The sequence below is a fragment of the Paenibacillus sp. FSL K6-2859 genome (assembly GCF_038008265.1).
In the GTDB taxonomy this organism is placed as follows: domain Bacteria; phylum Bacillota; class Bacilli; order Paenibacillales; family Paenibacillaceae; genus Paenibacillus_AQ; species Paenibacillus_AQ nitricinens.
Genome location: NZ_JBBOYU010000001.1, coordinates 5,546,041 through 5,567,461 on the forward strand (window position 1 = coordinate 5,546,041; position 21,421 = coordinate 5,567,461).

Consider the following 21,421-nt stretch of genomic DNA (forward strand, 5'->3'; position numbering starts at 1 on the left):
CCCCTTTAAGATTTCATCGGTGAAGAAAGAACCTGGTCAATAAGCCCATATTCCTTGGCTTCTTCCGCACTCATGAAGTTATCGCGGTCTGTGTCCCGTTCGATTTTTTCAAGGGGCTGACCTGTGCGATCTACATAAATTTGATTCAACTTCTGTTTCGTCTTGAGGATCCAGTCGGTATGAATCCAAATGTCAGACGCTTGACCTTGAACACCGCCGAGCGGTTGATGAATCATAACTTCGCTGTTAGTCAGCGCGTATCTTTTGCCCGGAGCCCCAGCTGTCAGAAGGAGCGATCCCATGCTTGCCGCCATCCCTACACAAATGGTTGAAACATCCGGTTTGATGTATTGCATCGTATCGTATATACCCATGCCGGCTGTTACTGAACCACCGGGTGAGTTGAGGTACAAGTGAATGTCCTTCTCGGGATCATCTGCTGCAAGGAACAGCAGTTGAGCAATAACCAGATTGGCGACATCATCGTCAATCGCACTGCTTAAGAAAATAATGCGATCCTTGAGCAATCTGGAATAGATATCGTATGAACGTTCTCCACGACTTGTTGATTCCACAACCATTGGTACCAGACTCATGCCACCAACCTCTTTTCTCTATACAGATTAGTCTTATCGTTTCAAAAATATTTTAACACGTTCACGGCCCGATGTCATTTTTTCACTACAGCAGACCTGTCCACTGCTTGTGATAGTGAAGTCATCACGCCAATTTCCTTAATACCATACGCTCATACGGATACCTATGTAATCACATATATCTGTGCCCGAGGATAAAAATAAGGCACGTAACGAAACTTACGTGCCTTATCATATCTGTATGGAGGCCGATTGCTCGGCCGTTCTAGGTAGTTTAAAAAATCTTACTCAGCTTTAGCGTCTTCAGCAGCTGGTGCTTCTTCTACTGCTTCAACTTCTACACTATTGCTAACAAGGAAATCAATGGTTTTGCGCAAAGAAAGTTCTTCGTTCAAGCTGCTCAGTGAACCGTTAGCTGCCAAGATGCTGCGAATTTCTTCTGGAGTACGTTTGTAAGCTTCAGCCATAGTAGCCAACTCTTCGTTAACTTCTTCTTCAGAAACTTCAATGTTCTCTTGTTTAGCGATAACTTCCAGTACCAGGTTGTTGCGAACGCGTTTTTCAGCATCGCCTTTCATTTGGTTCTGCAAGTCTTCACGAGTTTGACCGGAGAAGCTAAGGAACATATCCATGTTCATACCTTGTTGACGAAGACGAGTGTCGAAGTCACGAACCATGTTCTCAACTTCGCTGTTGATCATGGCTTCAGGGATCTCAACTTCAGCGTTTGCTGCTGCTTTATCAACAACTGCGTTCTCGCGAAGGCCTTTCAGTTCATCCTGTTTACGGGATTCGAGCTGAGCTTTCAGATCTGCTTTGTACTCTTCCAAAGTTTCGAATTCACTTACATCTTTAGCGAACTCATCATCGAGTGCAGGAAGTTGTTTGCGTTTGATTTCGTGCAGTTTCACTTTGAATACTGCTTTCTTACCCGCAAGGTTCTCTGCATGGTATTCATCAGGGAAAGTAACTTCAACATCTTTGAAATCTCCAGTGGACATTCCCACTACTTGCTCTTCAAATCCAGGAATGAAGGAGTTGCTGCCAAGTTCAAGAGAATGACGCTCAGCTTTTCCGCCTTCGAACGGTACGTCATCAACATATCCGTCAAAATCGATCACAGCGATGTCGCCGTTAGCTGCTGCTTCTTCTTCAACTACTACGAGTTCAGCATGACGCTCTTGCAGACGAGCAAGCTCAGCGCTCAGCTCTTCTTCAGTCACTTCAGCTTTTTGTACTGGAACTTCCAGACCTTTGTAATCGCCGAGCTTCACTTCAGGTTTAACCGTGATCTTCGCTTTGAAGATAAAGGATTGACCCTTAGCAAATTGCTCAATATCAACTTCAGGACGGTCTACAGGGAAGATGTCAGTTTGTTCAACGGCTTCACCATAAGCTTCAGGAAGAAGAATGTCGATTGCATCTTGGTACAAGCTTTCTACACCAAAACGGGATTCAAAGATCGGGCGTGGCACTTTACCTTTACGGAAGCCTGGTACGTTAGCTTTCTTAACGACTTTGTTAAAAGCTTTATCAAGTGCTGCTGCAACGCGTTCTGCGTCAACTTCTACTTCAAGAACTCCAAGGTTCTTCTCTATTTTTTCCCATGTTGCTTTCATATTATACTTTTCCCTCCAAAATATAGGTTCACAAGTTTACTTCAAAAAATGATACAATCCACGCACAGAATAACCATTATATTATATACAACATTACTTTATTTATCAAGTAGAGAAGTCTTTACAAAACCCTTGAGCGCACGATATGCCCCCTCAAATTGAAAGCGCATGCCGTCGGTAATGCCGTACATTCCGCGAGTCTCCTCCTCTTGCCGTGTACCGTTTAAGCTCTCAGATACAAACTGGTGTAACGCCCCCGCCCAAATATCTAGTAGCGCGTCTTCCCCATCCAGTATTTTCCGATACTCTTCCGATCCATAAATCGACATGACGAACTGGCCCCAGAGCTCCTGTGCAAAATAATACAGCGTAGGCTCGTGTACCTCCGCCTGCTCGGCTACCCGCTCGAGCACCTGACTCACCTGTGGTGGAAAATCCTCTGTCTGCAGCGGCACACTTTCAATCTCTACAATTGCTGTTTCGTGACCACGAATCAGATTCACTGTTCCCTGCATCCCACGCCGCCGAAGGGTCTGCAGGGTCCGAAATTGCAGCAGCGGGTGAACATTATCCCCCTGCAGCCATGCCGTCAGCGCCTCATCGACTCCGCCGCCTTCCAGATATGAAAGCTGCTCTAGTGCTAGGATTGTCGCCTCTGACAGCGGCTCATTCATTATCCGCTGCAGCAGCTTTTGAGGATACCCCGCATCCTCAGTCATTTTTGATTTGGCCAAGAGACGGGCCATATCTTCTTCCCTTAAATCTTCGTCTTCGGGGTGAACGGCTCCTTCTGCATCTCCATTCTGAGAGGCATAAGGGAAAGCTGTTTCGAGCCATTCCAGCAGAGACCGCCATTCCTCGTAATTCCGCTCTTCCTGTCCTTGACACTGCAACAAAAAACGCAGCAGCTCCATCGCTTCCCCGTATCGTTCACTCTCCAGCATCACCGTAAGCTGGATTTGATAATAGTCCAGTGTCTTGGGAAACAGGACGATATTCTCTTTTGTGGCGGGGGAATCTGAATCTTTAATGAGGGCACCTCCTTATAGCTAATTATGTGAATTGAATTCTAAAACGTCATAAATGTTATTAAGACCTTAAGCTTCATCCGAAACTTAATAATTGTAGATTATAGCATACCCCGTACTCTTTTTAAAAAACAGCTTGAAAAACATCGGCATACATGATATGATAAATCCTGCTTGCTTTTCAGCCAGCAATCATGTCCCGGTAGCTCAGCTGGATAGAGCATGCGCCTTCTAAGCGCACGGTCAGGGGTTCGAATCCCTTCCGGGACGTCAGAGTAACAGCCTTCCTTCGGGGAGGCTGTTTTTGCGTTCAGGGGATGTGAAGCACGGAGGTTCGTCGGAGTATAGGCATCGAAAGCATACGCTTCGCAGTCAGCCCTTTGGGGCTGTATCCCGCTCTGGACCCGTTAACAACCTTCCTTCGGGGAGGCTGTTTCTGCGTTCAGGGAGAAAGACATTCGACACGAGTGCTAGAAAAACAGGAGCTGAAATCATCGTTCTTCAGATGAGACTTAATAAAAACCAGACAGTTAGGTTCGTTGAACAGTTTGTGCTAGGTGGCCAGGCTAGTGCGGATACAGTTGATGCTTCTCGGAGTTAATTGCGGTGCGTATAGGATGGGTACGTTCAGGGCACTAGGTTTATAGAGTAACTTCGGCAATTGTTCTGGTGCGGATACAGTTGATGTTTCTCGGAGTTACTTGAAGTGCGTGTAGGCTGGGTACGTTCAGGTACTTTCTAGTGTAGAACTCTCCTAGGACCAGATCGAAAAGGATTATATTATCCTAGCTAGACTGTAACTATAGGGAAATCCTCCCTATAAAATTGCCTAGAATCGCTAAAAATCAAGCTTTATAGGAATTTCTACCCTTAATAATACTCAAAATCCCTATCTATGATCAAAACATAGATATTATAGGGAGGATTTCCCTATATAAACATTAGAGACCATAGAGCGTCGAATTATAGGGAGATATTCCCTCTATGCGAATACTCAACAAACAATCCATAAGCAATCAAGCAATCCCCGAATCGGTCAGCATTCGCATGTCCCCATTAACACCCCCGAATCCACCAACACTCCGCAAGTTTTCATTTACAATTCATGAGCAACTCGCCAATTTCACTAGGTTGAGCGTAATCATTCAATCACAGAAGATCTGCATATCCAAAATTAACGTAGCTAGTTTTCTCTCCATTAAAAAGCTCCCAGATAAAATCTCAAAAAGCTGTTCTAAGCGAACGCTAACATTCCCTTAGAGCAGCTTTTCGAAATAAAAGCCTACAGGTTTCCCCCGTAGACCCCAGTTCATTATTTGCGGCGATTGCTAAGCCACAGCGGAAATCGAAATGCAAAATTGATAAACAGAACTACAAATACAAGTACCGCTGCCGACTTATCAGCAATTTGACGCGCATCTTCTACAATCGCCTCGGATTGTACATACCAAAGGTGTACGGCCAGCGTCTCACCCGGAGAGAACAGATTGAAATCCCACATTTCGCCCGAGGTACTGAGACCAGCGGTAAGGATAATAACCGCAGACTCCCCGAAGGCGCGTCCAGCAACGAGACAAATCCCAGTAACAATGGCAGACATTGCAACGGGTAGAACTACCGTGCGGATCACGTGGAATTTAGTCATCCCAAGCGCATAACCAGCCTCGCGGATGTCCCCAGGTACAGCACGTACCGCTTCCTCTGTCACTCGCGCAAGCATAGGTAGATTCAGCAGCGCCAAGCTGACGCCTCCGCCAAGAATCGTCAGACCGACATCGAAATATTCTGCAAAAATTGCAAGTCCGAGCATACCGAACACAATCGATGGAACCGATGACAGAGATTCTACGCAAATACGTAGTGCCCCTGTAAATTTATTATCTGGGGCATACTCAGCCATATAGATTCCCGCACCCAAACCAATGGGAACGGAAATAATCAGCGAGATGAACAAAATGTAAAAGGAGTTAAACAATACCGGGCCAATCCCACCACCTGCGTCAATCTCTTCAGGCTGTTTAATCAGGAAATCGGGCCGAAGTGCCGGTAAACCTTTACTAAGAATCGTGAAGAGCAGCCAGAAGATCAGCAGCATGACTAAAGCCCCAAGGGTATAAAACCCTATGGTCGCAATTTTATTGTTTCTTTGAGCACGCGCTGTATGCTTTGTACTTGCGAATCCGTTCACGCTGCATCCCTCCTTTTTCTACCCAGCACGCGGATGATCAGAATTAATACAAATGATATTACTAGCAAAAGAAATGCCATCATATGTAATGCATAGTTCCAGGTAGAGTCAAACTCTACATTGGAGATTTGCATAACGATGTTACTAGTCAGCACCGATGCTGGCGTGAATAACGTCTTCGCCAATTGCGGTGTATTCCCGATAACCATAACTACAGCCATCGTCTCACCTACAGCACGAGTCATACCTAGAATAACTGCAGAGATAATCCCCCGGCTGGCCGCAGGCAGGATTACACGCATGATGACCTGTAAACGGGTAGATCCAAGAGCATATGCTGCATCCCGATATTTGCGCGGCACAGAGACAATGGCATCATCACTGATTCGGCAAATGGTTGGCAGTACCATTAAGGCGAGCACAAGTGCAGCGGCTAACAAGCCATCGCCTAAGCTCTCCCCGCTAATTCTGCGTAAGAAAGGAAGTAATACCGTTAAGCCTATATATCCGTAAACAATTGAAGGAATACCTACCAATAAATCCAGCACTGGACGAATAAAAGTCTTCATCCATTTTGGGGCAATCTCTGCACAAAGTACTGCCATCCCTACCGAGATAGGAACTGCGATCAGCAGCGTTAATGCAGTTAGTGAAAGTGTATTTACAATGAAGGCAGCCGCTCCAAAAGAATCCTCTTCCGGCGTCCAGTTAAAGGAAAAGAAAAAGTCCGCAGGCGAGAGATGGCCGAACAGAAGCATAGCCGTTTTGCCGATAAATAGAATTACAAGTCCAAGCACAAAGCAAAGCGCAAGAATGCTGAATAAAAAATAAAACTTAAACAATTTGTTACTAAACAAATGTCTACCGTGACGTTTGGAGTTAGCGCTAACCTGCGTTACGCTCTCTTTTCCCCTAGTTGCCAAGCCGTGGACTGGTGCCCCCATACTTTCCCTCCTGTAAGCGGCCACCCCCGTATCAAGATCGGAGCTGGCCGCTGTTACCGTTCAATATGATCTTCAGATGATATTAGCCCTTCATTGCTGCGATCGGAATAAATTTAAGCTTTTTCAGGGAACCTTGTTGGAACTTCTTGCTTTGTACGTATTCGATAAATTCTTTTGTTGCGCCAGTAGGTTGGCCTTTAGTCATGTAGTAACCATAAGCCCAGATCTTATAAGATCCATTGATTACGTTGTCTGTAGTAGCAGCTACACCGTTGTGTTTAACAGCTTTTACGTCGCCACTTACATATACAAGGTCGATATAACCGATGGAGTTAGGAGTTGTTCCAACGGCAGTCTTCATGTCACCGGATGAACCTGTTTCTTTATAGTTTTTAGCTTTTTTAACGATATCTCCGCCATCCAAAGCTTTAGCTTGATAGTTAACGCGTGTACCGGAACCGAAAGAACGAGTGATAACCACGATGTCAGCATCTGCACCGCCTACTTCTTTCCAGTTCGTGATTTTACCTGCATAAATGCCTTTAAGCTGTTCAGTTGTAAGGTTATCTACGCCAACATTTTTGTTCACGATTGTAGCAAAAGGAATAACAGCTACTTTGTTTGCTACCTGTCCGTCAAAAGCTTTGAAGCCTGGTACGTCTATGCTAGCATCCCAGTCGCAAGCGCCGATATCAGCGATGCCTTTTTTAACAGCTTGAGGTCCAGTTACTGAACCTTTACCGGAGGCTGCGATTTTTACTTTAGGGTGCAGCTTCTGGAATTCTTTTGCCGCTTGAAGCGTCAATGGAAGAAGTGCGGTCGAACCGTTAACTGTGATTTTACCTTTAAGTGAATCGGCTGCTGCTGCAACCCCTGCGAAAGATGCGGTTACCGCAATTACAGCCGTTAGAGCCGTTACTGTTAGCTTTTTGAAAATCTTCATTTGTATTATTTCTCCTCTCGGCTCTACGCCGTTAAATATAATTAGGAAATTTATTATTTCGACAGTTGCAATGCTTTACCGCCTTGAACCACCCATACACCGCCGTCACTTACGATAGCAAGCTTGCTTCCATCATTTGAAACAGCTACTTCAGATACATCCTCAGTGGAGCGGAACAGTTCAGTCTTAGCTCCATTGTTATCAATGGAATAGACTACTGTGCTTCCATCTGCCGCTGAACCTGCTACAACCAAGCCGTTCTTAACGCCAGTAGACCAAGTTACTTCAACATCAAGTGCAATGTTGCTGCTTGTTCCGTCTGCTTTTACAACCTTCAATGTGTTAGCTGCATTACCCTCAGCATCTGCACTCAGGTAAACGACGCTACCATCTGCAGAAATTTCAGGGTACAGTTTGTTATCCGGTGTAGTTGTCAGTGCAGCGGGTTTAGCATCTTTCGTAGCCAGGTCAAGCTTGTAAAGCTGCTCTCCAGCAGAGCTGAAGTCAACAGTAAGGGAATCTTCTGTGCTGTCTGCATCGTTTTTAGCAACACCCGTCAGGTTAACGATATAAACGGCGCTCTTTTCGTCAGCGGAAATGCGCAGTTCGGATTTATTTTCTACTTTGTCCGCCAATACGGATTTAACTTCACCAGTGTCTACTGAGATTTTTGCGATTTTCTCTTGCTTGTCACCTTGGACGAAGTAAATATTTTTACCATCATTTGACCAAACCAGATCCGTTTTTACACTATTGTCCGTACCAAGCAGCTTAGTAGCTCCGCTAGACAGGTTAATCAGATTCAACAAACCCGTCTCATCATTGAAAGCTCCCCATTGCCCATCCGGCGACACTGCAAAATCCACTGCACTGTCATTGGATGAAAATACTTCGTAGTTACCTGGCTCAGTGCTGAACTTGATAAGTTGAGCAGATTCAGCATCACTTTTGTTCGCAATCAGACTTCCAGCTGCTGTCCAGTGCAAAGTATCAAACAATCCTTCAGGACGGGCAAAGCTTAGAATCGTGCTAGCATCAGCATCCAGTTCTCCACCTAATGCATAAACTAACTTAGAAAGCTCTACATAGGTTTTACCGTTATAAAATACTGGAGCAACTGTGAACGTCTCGGAATTACCATCTACTTGATAGCTCTTTGAGCCTGTTTTGAGCTTCACATTATGTAATCCCTTGCTGTCATTAAGTTCAAACCCGCCAGCTCCAAGTACTAACTTAGCTCCAATTTCACCAGTTACCTGATTCAGCGAGTACAGCTTGTAACCACTGCTATTAATGGTGTTAAACACAATCGGCGTACCATTTACATTCCAAGTAGCTGTACCTTCTTTAACTGCTGTTTTTGCAGCGGTTTGATTGGTAGCTACAGATTTTACATTACTGCCGATGCTAGCTGCAGATACACTCCCAACGCTTACTGTTGCAAGAAGTGCTGAAGCCAACGTTGCGCTAATCCATTTACTGTTTTTCAATTAGATTCACCCTTTTCGTATAGGTAACTGCTAATGTCATTTTCGTCTACAATTGTCAACTCTGTTGCAGAGGAATGTAATGGAAATATTAACTATAATTATTTTTTTGAAAAAGTAGGTATATTAGCGTACTAGACTGCTAAATTCAGATAAACCAAATGGACTAGACACGAAAAAGCCTCATGGGGGAAAACTCTGCGGGGTGCAGTAGCTTTTACTCCATGAGGCTTTTTGTAAATGTGATCTATACTAACTCTTCATTTAAATGTTGTTCCAACGTTCTCCTAACATCTCCTGGGCCTTTCAGCATCTCATAGAAGTAACTTTCAATCTTGCTACCCAGACCGATTTCATATAAAGGTACACCAAAAATCTTCTCATTTTCTAGAATCCTATGCACATTAGAGGTCGAATCTCCCAAAGTCACTCCTTGCAGATGCGCTTGAAGTAACTCCATTAAAGGATCAGGACTCAGCTCAAAAGCGTTCCCTTGGTCATCCACTCCGATCAAATAGCGGCACCAGGCAGCAATTGCTAGTGGAATCGCCGTCAATTCAGCTGGATGAAGATCTTCGCGTTGTACATAGGATTTGATCGTTTCCCCATAACGAATGCCTACCTTCTGCGACGTATCTGTCGCAATTCGCTGCGGGGTGTCCGGAATAAATGGATTCGCCAAGCGCTCTTGCAGTACTTCATCCAAGAACTGCTGTGGACGTAGAATGATAGGATCTACAACTACAGGCAATCCTTCCTTATACCCAATCCGCTCGACTAATGTACGTAGGGTCTGATCCTGCATCTCATCCGAAATCTGTGTATAGCCTAGTAGACAGCCAGTGACCGCTAATGCAGTATGCAAGGGGTTTAGACAGGTGGTAACTTTCATCGTTTCTACCCTGTTTACGGTCTCACGATCTGTGAATATAATGCCGGCTTCTTCTAATAAAGGTCGCCCATTCGTAAACTTATCCTCAATGACCAGATATTCGCTAACTTCTGCATTAACAAAAGGTGCGGTATGAGCGTTTCTCGAGGTAATAAGTATATCCATACCGCCAATCCCTTGCTCCTGTAAAGCCTTACGTACTTCCTCGGATGGACGTGGTGTGATTTTATCGATCATCGACAAGGGGAATGTTATGCGACTCTCGTCTTCGAGGTACGCAACAAAACCTTCCTCCACAAGCCCTTTCGAAGCCCATGCCTTGGCGATTGTAATCACGCTATTTTTCAGCATATCCCCATTGTACGAACAGTTATCCATACTGACAAAAGTCATCGGATACTGGCCTTTTAGATATCGACGGTACGCTAGAGAAGCGATCACACTCATGCTGTGGGAAGGCTGCTCCGGCCCTTGCTCCATATCATGCTTCACGATATTCAGGTACATTCCATCAGCACCGGTCAAGGTATAACCTTTCTCTGTAATGGTGAAACTGGCCATCTGCAGACTCGGATTTTCAAAAATTTCAACTAAACGACAGTAATCCTGCGCTCGATTCTTGTTTGCCATAATAGCTTCGGTAATACTGCTAATTACCTTTTTCGTAAACTCGCCACTAGCATTCATTAGTACGAGAAGTGTCAAATGATCATGAGGCTTATAAATCTTGTCAATCAGCTCGTAGTCAGAGGAGGTAGCGGCGATAATACCTGTATCTGCTTTTCCAAGCTCCAACAGCTTCTGGTGAGCATTCGCAACAAATCCCCGAAAAATATTTCCCGCTCCAAAATGAATCCATTCCGGCCTAACGCGCGTATTCTCCGCCACCTGCTCATAATCAAAGTGAGGAAGCTCCACGTTAGCGTCCTTCCACGCCTCTGCACATGATTCAATACTCTCTCTTGTCAGAAGCAGCATTCACTTCACCCCCGTCGTATTGTTGAGACTATCCCACACACCAAGTAAATACATGATCCCCATTGCTCTATCGTACAGCCCGTATCCCGGGCGGCAAGTCTTCTCTTCCCCCCACAAATGACGACCATGATCTGGACGCACATACCCCGTATATCCATTCTCATGATACGCTTTAACAACCTCTGCCACATCCACACTGCCATCCCGTCCACGATGAGACACCTCAATAAAATCACCGTTCTCAAAAACCTTAACATTTCGAATATGGGCAAAATGAATACGATTACAAAATTCCCGAATCATAGCTGGCAGATCGTTCTTCGGATTCGTACCGAGCGACCCAGTGCAGAAGGTTAAACCATTATACGGACTATCTACTGCGTCAAGTAAACGGCGGATCGTATCACGGCTGCGGACAATGCGGGGCAAGCCAAAGATCGGCCAAGCAGGATCATCGGGATGAATAGCCATTTTGATGTCGACTTCTTCACAGACAGGAATAATGCGCTTCAGAAAATAGACCAAGTTCTCGAACAGCTTCTCTTCCGTTACATCTGTATAAGCGGCGAATAGCTCATCGAGCTTCGCAAGACGCTCCGGCTCCCAGCCAGGCATTGTAAATTCGCCGGCCCCCTCGAGAATACGATTCACCATGTCGCGCGGGTTCTCATTAATGGCTGCATTTTCATAAAAAAGTGCATTCGAGCCATCCGGCAATTCCTTGTACAGCTCCGTCCGAGTCCAGTCAAAGATCGGCATGAAATTGTAACAGATCACTTTAGTACCGACCTTGGCTAGCTTCCGTATGGTGTCTATGTAAATATCGATATATTTATCACGCGTCGGGAGTCCAATCTTGATATCATCATGGACGTTCACACTCTCTACTACGGCAGTGCTAAACCCTTTGCTCGTAATTTGATCCGCAACCTTTTGAATGTCATCCATTTCCCACACTTCGCCCGCTACCTTATGATGTAGTGACCAGACAATACCCATTACCCCCGGAATTTGCCGGATATGATCAAGCGTAATGTTGTCATTGCCTTCTCCATACCATCTCCATGTCATGTTCATCTAGATAAAACCTCCTCTAATTTCAAACGTCGTGATCTTGTATACAAGATAATATATTCAAATATTAGATTTAAGCAATATCTTTTGTCAATGATATTAATTCACTTATTGAAAACTTGTATACAAGATAAAAAGAATATATAATTAAATCACTTTCTAATATCAGGATCCCGTTTCAGATATCCGAATTCCAAAATCAATGGCAATGGAGACGTTACCTCATGTCCACCAAAAATGAAATTTTGAACTTGTTGAAGCACGAAATTCGTAATCTAACCCTAAAGCCTGGAACCATTCTAAGTGAGACCGTGTTGTCTGAGCGGTTCCAGATATCCAGGACACCTTTACGTGATGTGCTAAAACAGCTATCCCTAGAGTCCTATATTGATGTGTATCCAAAGAAAGGGAATCTTGTTTCGTACATTGATTTGGAATCTGTCGAGCAGATGATCTATTTAAGAAGTGTTCTAGAAAAGGATATTATCAAAGGTCTATCCGGTAGTCTTACTCTAAAAGGTATCCTCGAGCTTAAGCAAATCTTAGAAGAACAAAGAAATGCCATACATCAAGAACATGCCATTGAGCACTTTTTTGCTTTGGATGATGCCTATCATAAGACGTTATTCACATTAGCAGGACATGAATTTTTGTGGGAGCAAATTAAGTTCTCCCATGTGCATTATGAAAGATATCGACGCCTGCATACCCTAAAGCAAGAAAAGCTGGAGAAAAATTTGAGCGAGCATCACATGATCCTGGATTGTATGACAAACCATGAACCAGACAAAGTAGATGAGCTAGTCCAGCATCATTTGCGTGAGGATATGAACTCCTTATACTTACTGGAGAATTTTGCGGATTATATTAAAGCGTAATCACTTACTTAAAAACTTACTTAAAATAAACTGACCGCCCCACGCAGCCACCTTCATGGCTTTGGAGACGGTCTTTTTTCTCATTTATCGTAGTAGTTGAAGCAACCGATCACTCAAAACGAAACCAACCGAAATCGAACTGACTTCCAGGCAAGAAGATAAAGGTTACCTTCTGTTCCCCTGTCACTTTCTCCAGCTCAAATACTCGCTCTACATATCCATCTGACTCTGTAAATTCGATCAGTTGATTATTAGACTCTTCACCCTTTTCGAAGCGAAGATGAATGGTGTTCTTATCGATCGGGGATCTCCCACAAATGACCAGCTTAGAAGTACCTTCTGTCATAAAATCCATCTGCTCGAACACGAGAGATACGTTATTCCCAATCCCTTCAACACCCTGCTCCGCGATGGTGAACGTATCACCATAAATACGATCACCATCTACAGCCCTATGCTGCTCGAACGCTCGGTTCTTTTTCACAAATGAAAAGCCTTTTATGTGCACTTTCTTCTGCAATACGAAACAAACAGAGCTGATGCCAGTGAGTCTCTTGGATAATAGATAGGTTGCCTCCTGATATACATTCCATTGCGACTCCTTCTGATAGATAACATCTGCCAAAAGCTCACTGTTCTCTTCGTCCGGCATGCCTTCCCAAATCTGGAGCTCATAGGCTTCGCTAGACAATGCGAATAGGGGAATCGTTATCAAATCCGATCCATAAGGTCCAAAGTCGATCTCGCGATAAGCAACCTGGGTCTCACCATCTCGACTCGTAGCTACGCCTCGTTCATTTCCATTTCCGACTTCGCCCTTAACCTCATCATATAGACCGCCAGATATAAATCCATACGGATCCTTGTAAGCCGTCCCAAGACCAGTCGCTGTAAATTCCAACTGTGAAATCAGCTTTGTCTTTTCTGTACCGTTCTTACTCATACAGCGAACGCGGAAACTCCCATCTCCTAACGCCGTGATCTTGGCTTCATTTCCAAACGATACGATCCGAGCTAGATTGGACTCAATCCCAGCATCATTTACAATCCTCCACTCCACTTCAGAATAGGAAGTTTCTACAGGGTAAAGGTTTGCGTGTACAATCATTTCTCTTCTATTTTCATTAAACTGTTGTCCAGAATGACTTATAATTTCTATTTTTCGCAAAGGAATTTCTTCTACATTTCCCGATACACATGGCATCTCTAGGTTTCTAGTGTTAGCTGAAATGCCTATTCCACTATCTTCCACAGGAAGCGATTGAAGCTGTAGCTTACTACCTGCTAAATCTTTCGAGGTAACCTCAACCATTATCGTGCCTGCTTCTAATTCCGCAGCAACAATCGCCATAAGCTTACCGCTGAACAAACGTCTACCCGTTCCTTTGTATGGATCATAGTCCGTGCTATCTCCATTGTCTAAACCGATCAAACGGCCTGCTCCGCTCACCTGAACCTGAACGCGATTGTTTGCATTCTCAACGGCGTTACCGCGCTCATCCTCCATCGTAATTTCAATGAAGATTAAATCTGTGCCGTTCGCAAGGAGTGTACCCTTATCAGCCTTTAAGCAGATTCGACTCGCATCACCGAACGATTTCCTAATGTCAACTGCAATGATTTGGCCAGCCTCATCGTAAGCAATTGCCTTGAGCTCACCTGGTTCATAAGGAAGCTTCCACCAGCCCGCTAACTGCGTTCCATGCACATGATCGATTTCATAGGTCCCAACACTCTTACCATTGAACTGCAATTCTATCTTGGGAGCATTCGAGCAGACTCGAACATCGATCATTTGACCGGGGTTGAAATCCCAATAGGGAAAAATATGCACCATAGGATGTTCCTTGTAATTTGTCCAAGCCGATTGATAGATGTAATAGGAATCCTTTTTAAAGGTCGCTGTATCCATCTGCCCGAAATACGAATTCTTCGTATGATACGGTGTTGGTTCACCAATATAGTCAAAGCCAGTCCATATGAATTGTCCCAATGAGAAGGCTGCATCGCGCTCTGCAATAATACAGGCTTCTGCTGACTTTGCTCCCCAGCTTGTAGAGCTATTACCTAGCGCAGAGCACTGCTCGTCGTCGTCAGCCAGGATGGATTGCTCGAATGGGAAATGGTATATTCCCCTGCTCTGTACAATAGAAGCGGTCTCACTACCATAGATAATCCAGTCAGGATGTTCCGCGTGATGCTGATGATAATATTTTTCCGCATAATTGTAGCCTGCCACCTTTACGATGTCCGCACATTTCTGAGCATTCTCCCAAGGCATATAGTTCGATCCAAGGGTCACTTTCCCGTTGCCTCTCGGATCATATTGAAGCACGGCTTCCATCAACATGCTCGTCAATTCTTGCCCTCGCTTGTCAGCATGCGTATCATAAATTTCATTGCCAATACACCACATGAGCAAGCTTGGATGATTACGATCTCGCATGACCCAGCTTCTCACATCTTTTAACGCCCAGTCCTTAAAAAATCTTGCGTAATCATATGGGGTCTTCGATCGCTCCCACATATCAAAGGCTTCCGAAACCACAAGCAGCCCCATTTCGTCCGCCAGATCCATAAGCTCTGCAGCAGGCATATTATGAGCGGTACGTATCGCATTTACGCCCATGTCCTTTAAGATCTCAAGTCTTCTTCGCAATGCCGCTGTATGAAACGCCGCACCCAATGCGCCAAGATCATGATGTTCACAAACACCATTCAATTTGATCTTTTGCCCATTCAGAAGCATCCCCTCTTGCGGATTTAATACAATCGTTCGAAAGCCTAAACACTGTGTTACATCTTCTATTGTTGTCCACACTTCATCAGAACTCTGGTCAGATGCCTTATGCTGCAATTCTGTTTTTAGCTGATATAAATGCGGAGCATCGGGACTCCATAATAAAGGATTCTCTACAGTCAGTACCTGACTTATACGTGAGGCATCTTGTGTTAGCTCTGCTGCCGAGATCTTCTCAACACAGGTCTTTATCACTCGATCCTTATGCAGAATGGTTTGGGAAAGCCGCATATCTCCTGTAATGCTCACATCGGTGTCGATCTCCACTTGCCAAACGTCATTCTTTTGTACCGCATGAATGTAAATTCCATCTGTCACAATATGATTACAATCTCTTGTCTTGAGCCATACATTCCGATAGATACCCGCTCCTGAATACCATCTACTATTCGGACTCTGGTGCACGACCTTCACAAGAATTTCGTTCTCCCCGTCTATTAGACTATCCGTAATCTCATATTCAAAGGAAGAATAGCCGTATTTCCACTCTCCAACCCATTGATTATTCACATAGATCGCAGAGTCCATATAAACTCCATCAAAGCATAACAGTAACTGCTTATCATTCTTCGCATTCATAAAAGACTTACGATACCATCCAATACTATTCTCATACAAATCTAATGTGTTATAAATCAACCAATCATGAGGGAGATCTACGGGATGGAAATCCAAGGACTCAGCATTCGTCACCTCTAAAGTGCTCTTAGCAAATTCCCAGCCCTCATTAAATAATCTTTTATGATTCAATGTGTATCTTCCTTTCTTCTCATAGGATTATGAAACAAAGGGATGGAGCAAGAGAAGGAGTGGCCCTGCTGGCACACTCCTACTAATGCTAATATTTAGTATATTGTGCGTTGATGCTGGTCTGGAATACCGCTTTTTCGATAGAAATACGTATTGATGATATCTCTCCACTCGCGGGCATGTAGTACCTGTTCATGCAGACGGTCTGCCACCTGCCCGTACCTGCTGTCGTCCATTTTCCCCTCAAGGGATCGCCACTTCTCTTTGAGCCCTGCTGCCCGGTCCACGCCATCAAAATGCGTATCATAAATATGCTGGATGACCGTTTTACCAGATTTAAGAGTACGCGTATACGGTACATGATGAAAGAACAGTAATAGCTCATCTGGACAAGTAGCTACCGATTCATACAAATCTACATTCGCTCCTTGATACTGAGCAACATATCCCGTACCCGTCTTTATTGTCCGGTCTACGCCAATCCCTTGTAAGTCTGCAAAATGATACGTTCCCCATTTCGAGTACTCATATCCATCCACACTTGGACCGTAATGATGATCTGGATTGACCATCCAGCCTACGCCAAGCGGCGAAGTATAAGATTCATAGATAGGCCAAGAGGTTAACAAGATCTCACGAATCGTATCTATTAACTGCTCATCCTCTGCACCGAATGTGAGCATAATCCATTCCTTCGCGATTTGCTCTGCACTTAATTCCGGATACCAAGCGAGACGACCGTAACCATACAGATTGGCCTGCGCTAATAAATGCCCCGTCCAGTTATGATCATTGCCAATATTTGAAACAGCAGCGAAGCCGCTATACTTATAACCATACATAGATCCATCAACAACCCGCTTCACCGATGACTCCGAATCTGTTGCGTAAGTATTAAAATCAAGAACTTCCTTCCATTGAGGGACGAGGTAACAGACATGACGCTGTTGGCCTGTATATTCCTGCGTAATTTGGAACTCAATCATCATATTCGTATGCTCCATGGCACCGAACAGCGGAGATACACCTTCACGTACTTGGAAATCCATTGGACCATTCTTCACCTGTAAAATAACATTCTCCATAAACTGGCCATCCAGCGGTTTAAAGTGATCATATGCCGCTCGTGCACGATCGGTGGAGCGATCCCGCCAATCCTGTTTGCAATTGTAAACGAAGCAGCGCCAGATGACGATTCCCCCGAAGGGCAATAAAGCTTCAGCCAGCATGTTCGAACCTTCTGCATGATCACGATCATAAGTGAATGGACCTGGACGATTCTCTGAATCAGCTTTTACGAGGAAACCGCCGAAATCTGGAATCAATTTATAAATTTCTACCGCCTTTGCCTTCCACCATTGGCGTACATCAGAATCTAACGGATCAGCTGTATTCAATCCACCGATTTCGATCGGGCTAGCATAGTTAATACTTAGAAACAGCTTGACCCCGTAGTTACGGAAGATATCGGCAATCCGCGCGATCTCAGGAAGATAGCGCTCCGTAATAAACATCGTTTCAAACCGATGTACATTGACATTGTTTATAGCAATCGCATTGATTCCTATCGAAGCGAGCATTCTCGCATAATCTTGCAATCGATCAAAGTCCTTAGTGATTTCGTTGTCTGAGTAAAATATGGACTTCCCTGCGTAACCACGTTCGATGCTTCCATCGATGTTATCCCATTGATTCATCATGCGGAGAAGATTTACAGGATTGTCCATCACATCCAACGCTTCGATAGATTGACCTGTTCCAAGCAAGCGTAGGAATGCAAATACACCGTACAATAATCCCACGGGTGTGGAAGCACCAATTGCAATACAGTCCTTCTCCGTGTTTGTTCGAATGGCATAACCTTCTGATCCAATGGCTGTCCTTGTAGCCTCGCTAAAGGTATGCGTAATCAACGAATGATTACTATCAAACGTACCGATCACAATACAGCCCTGCATATCTTTATCCCGAGATTCAGCAATGGTAACTTCTTTATCGAGCATTCCTTGTATGCCGCGTATTAGTTCTTGCACAGCACTTTTGATCACTGGATGATCCTGTTCGGAGATCAAAATGTTTTTGCACCAAGCAGCATAGCACTCTCTTACTGCACTAGATTGAATATATGGATATTCGAGCCAAGCTTTATACCCTGCGTGTTGTAATTCCGTCTTTTGTTCTGCCATAATTCAGTGTCCTCCATTAGTGAGTAAGACTTTTTAATCTAGGTGTTGCTGACTGTGCAATGGTTCTCTTATACTTTTGTAAACGATAGGTTATCCGCATCCCTACTAATAGGAGGAACACGAATGTGACGTACCATGAGCAGCAGGACTTACAACCGTTCCAGCTCTATTTTGTATATAAAAGAACAAGTACAAATACAGACGACTATCAAGGTACATTCCATGCTCATCAGGGTGTTGAAATTCTTATTGTTCATGAAGGTAAAGGGACGCTCATTATTGATCAAAATAGCTATGAAATAAAGCCAGGAATGATTTGTATTTTCCAGCCGTATCAACTGCATCATATTCAAATTGAAATCAATGAGGCGGTTCCGTTCGTGCGTTCGATTGTGCATTATGAACCCAGCCTATTTAAAGCTTATTTTGAGAAGTGGCCCGTCCTACAAAGCTTTTTCCATCATATTCACAGCGGCAATTCTTCCTCACCCCGATGGTATGAACAGCAGGATCTGCAATCGCTGATAGCTCTTCTGAAGGATCTGGGTAAAGCGCTTCCAAGTTTGACTAAAAATGATTTCATGGAAGAGGTCTCATTATTTCTCATCACGTTCCTGCGTACTTTAAAGCCGCTTTGGGATACACAGCAGAAGCCGACCTCCATGGAACAATTGCTTCGTAAACCACATCAGGCAGAACGTATTATGGAATGGCTGCAGTTGCATTACAAGAAACCTTTGCGGCTCGATCAAATGAGCAAGGATCTACATCTTTCCCCCCATCATTTATCCCACTTATTCAAGGAATGTACAGGCAGCAGTATTTCCGATTATTTAACGGTCAAAAGAATGCAGGAAGCCGTTCATCTTCTGACTTCAAGCAAATACACGGTTGCACACATCGCCGAGGAAGTAGGTATCACAAATTGCTCTCATTTTTGCAAATTGTTCAAAACCCATTTCGGCACAACGCCAAATCAATTTCGGAAGCAATGGCATTTGCATCATTGAGTTGTCGAACATCCCCAGCTGTATTCCTTGTTAACATCATATCAAGTTGGTTCGTGAGCAGGTATTCACATCTTGTGCAAAAATGCCGCTACTTTGCGATTTATACCTGATTGTCAGTTGATTTCAAGTAGTGGAAATCTAGCACTTTACATTTATTGGATTCCGGAGCACACTAATGAGTGAGCGCTCACTCATTAGTGTTGTGCAGAGTACTCAGTAACACCACTTTGTATCCCAGACTATTCAGAATCGAGGAGATGAATATGGGTTCGGAAGTTCCAGTCATTTCAGTGAGCCATGTTAGTAAAGCCTTTGGAGACAAACAGGTGCTCGAAGATATTTCACTTCAAGTGGAGCGTGCCGAAACCTTCGGCATACTGGGGCCCTCTGGCTCCGGGAAAACAACGCTAGTAAAGCTGCTTACAGGTATCGATGAGGTGACCTCAGGTGAGGTAAAGGTGCTTGGTGTCACTATGCCTAAGTTATCCATGCTGCAGCAAATTGGATACATGGCTCAATCTGATGCCCTATATACGGAACTCAGCGCAAAAGAAAATCTGGAGTTCTTCGCTGCGCTATATGGACTAAAAGGTGCGGAGCGCGGCAAACGCATCAAAGCTGTTATGGAACTAGTAGATCTTCAGGAGCATCTGCGCAAAAGAGTAGATCAATACTCCGGCGGAATGAAACGCCGCCTATCCCTGGCGATTGCGCTGCTCCATGAGCCTCCGCTACTTCTTCTTGATGAACCGACAGTAGGTATCGATCCTGTACTCCGACTATCCATCTGGAAAGAACTAAAAGCTCTTAATCGGAAAGGTACCACGATTGTACTAACTACACATGTCATGGATGAAGCTGAGAAATGTGATCGCCTTGGAATGATCCGTGATGGCAAGCTGCTTGCCGCCGACACACCCGCCGGACTGCTTGAAGCCACAGGCTCAGCTTCTATTGAGGAAGCCTTTCTATATTATGGAGGTGTCCGTTCATGAGAATCCGAGCGATCACCTTACGGATTTTGCGACAATTTATTCATGATAAAAGAACGATGGCCTTAATGTTCATTGCACCGCTCATCGTTCTAAGTTTAATGAGCTTGGTATTCAACGGGGATGCCTATGAGCCTAAAATCGGGATATCCGGGGTACCACTAAATATCTCCGCAGTGTTAAAAGAAGAAAACGCTACAATTAAAGAGTATGCCAGCGAAGAGCTAGGGAAAAGTGCTCTAGTAGAAGGAAAGATTGACGCTTTGATCACTTTGGACGGAAAGGCTGGGGAATCAGGAGTCATCCCCCAAGTGCTGTTAGAAGGCAGCAATCCGACCGCCAATAAAGCGGTGATCCTGACGCTTCAACAATTATCACAAAAGCTTCTTCCTGATACAGAGAAACAGCTGCAATTACAACCTCAGATTAGCTATCTATACGGTTCTGAGAATATGAAGACCATTGACCGCTTCGGTCCGATTATGATTGGTGTATTTATTTTCTTTTTCGTATTCCTGATTGCCGGCGTTTCTTTCCTGCGAGAACGGACTACAGGCACCCTTGAACGCCTACTTTCTACTCCCTTAAAAAGATGGGAGATTGTACTCGGCTATGTATGTGGTTTCGGCATTTTCACCGTATTCCAAGCCCTGTTGATCTCGTGGTTTTCCATTCAGATCCTTGGCATTATGATGATAGGCAGCTTTGGTTATGTCATGCTCCTCACTATGCTGCTGTCGATGACAGCGCTGACGCTGGGTACGCTATTGTCTGCTTTTGCTGCTAACGAGCTACAGATGATTCAGTTCATTCCGCTCATTATCGTGCCACAGGTCTTCCTCAGTGGACTGTTCCCACTCGATACCCTACCGATGTGGCTACAGCGCGTTGGCTACGCAACGCCAATTTATTATGGATCAGAAGCGCTTATGAACATCATGATCCGCGGCAAAGGATGGAGTGCCATCGCTCTGGATGTGTATGTGCTGATCGGATTTTCATTATTATTCATGCTTCTGAATGTATTGGCACTGCGCAAGCACCGCAAAATGTAGC

Annotated in this window: 16 protein-coding genes and 1 tRNA gene; 6 read left to right on the forward strand and 11 right to left on the reverse strand. The window is 44.5% G+C overall.

Annotated elements, in window-relative coordinates; genetic code table 11:
• Positions 1 to 5: 5 nt before the first annotated feature.
• From clpP to MHB64_RS24810, 3 genes are all read right to left on the reverse strand, one after another.
• A complete protein-coding gene (clpP, locus tag MHB64_RS24800; protein WP_036685049.1) occupies positions 6 to 596 on the reverse strand; it encodes an ATP-dependent Clp endopeptidase proteolytic subunit ClpP in 591 nt (196 codons plus the stop codon).
• 284 nt (positions 597 to 880) lie between these two features.
• Positions 881 to 2,215: a trigger factor gene (tig, locus tag MHB64_RS24805; protein WP_094873532.1), complete on the reverse strand. Its 1,335-nt coding sequence runs from the start codon at positions 2,213 to 2,215 to the stop codon at positions 881 to 883.
• Positions 2,216 to 2,313: 98 nt separating this feature from the next.
• Positions 2,314 to 3,159 carry a hypothetical protein gene (locus MHB64_RS24810; RefSeq protein ID WP_256989995.1) on the reverse strand — a complete coding sequence of 282 codons (846 nt, stop codon included), beginning with the start codon at positions 3,157 to 3,159 and terminating at the stop codon, positions 2,314 to 2,316.
• A 280-nt stretch (positions 3,160 to 3,439) separates the two neighbouring features.
• Here MHB64_RS24810 and MHB64_RS24815 point away from each other — a divergent pair.
• Positions 3,440 to 3,513 (forward strand) — tRNA-Arg (locus MHB64_RS24815).
• A gap of 34 nt (positions 3,514 to 3,547) precedes the next feature.
• Positions 3,548 to 3,844 (forward strand): hypothetical protein, encoded by a 297-nt coding sequence (locus MHB64_RS24820; protein WP_341135576.1) that lies wholly within the window; start codon positions 3,548 to 3,550, stop codon positions 3,842 to 3,844.
• 711 nt (positions 3,845 to 4,555) lie between these two features.
• Here the strand turns inward: MHB64_RS24820 and pstA are convergent.
• The 6 genes from pstA to uxuA form a co-directional block, all read right to left on the reverse strand.
• Entirely contained in the window at positions 4,556 to 5,431 is an 876-nt protein-coding gene (pstA, locus tag MHB64_RS24825) for a phosphate ABC transporter permease PstA (RefSeq protein WP_094874314.1), read from the reverse strand.
• The gene (gene pstC, locus MHB64_RS24830; RefSeq protein ID WP_094874313.1) at positions 5,428 to 6,375 is read right to left on the reverse strand and encodes a phosphate ABC transporter permease subunit PstC; all 948 of its coding nucleotides are present in this window, start codon (positions 6,373 to 6,375) and stop codon (positions 5,428 to 5,430) included. The genes pstA and pstC overlap by 4 nt, the downstream gene beginning before the upstream one ends.
• Positions 6,376 to 6,457: 82 nt before the next feature.
• Entirely contained in the window at positions 6,458 to 7,318 is an 861-nt protein-coding gene (locus MHB64_RS24835) for a phosphate ABC transporter substrate-binding protein (RefSeq protein WP_234538107.1), read from the reverse strand.
• Between the two features lie 53 nt (positions 7,319 to 7,371).
• On the reverse strand, positions 7,372 to 8,808 hold the full coding sequence (locus MHB64_RS24840; RefSeq protein WP_341135577.1) for a stalk domain-containing protein: 1,437 nt from the start codon (positions 8,806 to 8,808) through the stop codon (positions 7,372 to 7,374).
• 244 nt (positions 8,809 to 9,052) lie between these two features.
• Positions 9,053 to 10,675 carry a mannitol dehydrogenase family protein gene (locus MHB64_RS24845; RefSeq protein WP_094874310.1) on the reverse strand — a complete coding sequence of 541 codons (1,623 nt, stop codon included), beginning with the start codon at positions 10,673 to 10,675 and terminating at the stop codon, positions 9,053 to 9,055.
• Positions 10,676 to 11,752, reverse strand: coding sequence for a mannonate dehydratase (gene uxuA / locus MHB64_RS24850; RefSeq protein ID WP_094878458.1), 1,077 nt, complete (start codon positions 11,750 to 11,752; stop codon positions 10,676 to 10,678).
• A 221-nt stretch (positions 11,753 to 11,973) separates the two neighbouring features.
• On the opposite strand from uxuA, the gene MHB64_RS24855 reads away from it, so the two are divergent.
• Positions 11,974 to 12,627 (forward strand): GntR family transcriptional regulator, encoded by a 654-nt coding sequence (locus MHB64_RS24855; RefSeq protein ID WP_094878459.1) that lies wholly within the window; start codon positions 11,974 to 11,976, stop codon positions 12,625 to 12,627.
• 109 nt (positions 12,628 to 12,736) lie between these two features.
• Here MHB64_RS24855 and MHB64_RS24860 read toward each other — a convergent pair whose 3' ends face one another.
• Together MHB64_RS24860 and MHB64_RS24865 are read right to left on the reverse strand one after the other, a co-directional pair.
• Positions 12,737 to 16,177, reverse strand: a complete 3,441-nt coding sequence (locus tag MHB64_RS24860; RefSeq protein ID WP_341135578.1) for a glycoside hydrolase family 2 TIM barrel-domain containing protein — start codon at positions 16,175 to 16,177, stop codon at positions 12,737 to 12,739.
• Between the two features lie 95 nt (positions 16,178 to 16,272).
• Positions 16,273 to 18,363, reverse strand: a complete 2,091-nt coding sequence (locus tag MHB64_RS24865; protein WP_341135579.1) for an alpha-glucuronidase family glycosyl hydrolase — start codon at positions 18,361 to 18,363, stop codon at positions 16,273 to 16,275.
• 125 nt (positions 18,364 to 18,488) lie between these two features.
• Here MHB64_RS24865 and MHB64_RS24870 point away from each other — a divergent pair, with 125 nt between their 5' ends.
• The 3 genes from MHB64_RS24870 to MHB64_RS24880 all read left to right on the forward strand — a co-directional run bounded on the left by MHB64_RS24870 (position 18,489) and on the right by MHB64_RS24880 (position 21,420).
• A complete protein-coding gene (locus MHB64_RS24870) occupies positions 18,489 to 19,373 on the forward strand; it encodes a helix-turn-helix domain-containing protein (protein WP_094874305.1) in 885 nt (294 codons plus the stop codon).
• A gap of 263 nt (positions 19,374 to 19,636) precedes the next feature.
• Positions 19,637 to 20,368: an ABC transporter ATP-binding protein gene (locus MHB64_RS24875; protein WP_373455907.1), complete on the forward strand. Its 732-nt coding sequence runs from the start codon at positions 19,637 to 19,639 to the stop codon at positions 20,366 to 20,368.
• Positions 20,365 to 21,420 carry an ABC transporter permease gene (locus MHB64_RS24880; RefSeq protein ID WP_341135580.1) on the forward strand — a complete coding sequence of 352 codons (1,056 nt, stop codon included), beginning with the start codon at positions 20,365 to 20,367 and terminating at the stop codon, positions 21,418 to 21,420. Before MHB64_RS24875 ends, MHB64_RS24880 begins: the two co-directional genes overlap by 4 nt.
• Position 21,421 lies beyond the last annotated feature (1 nt).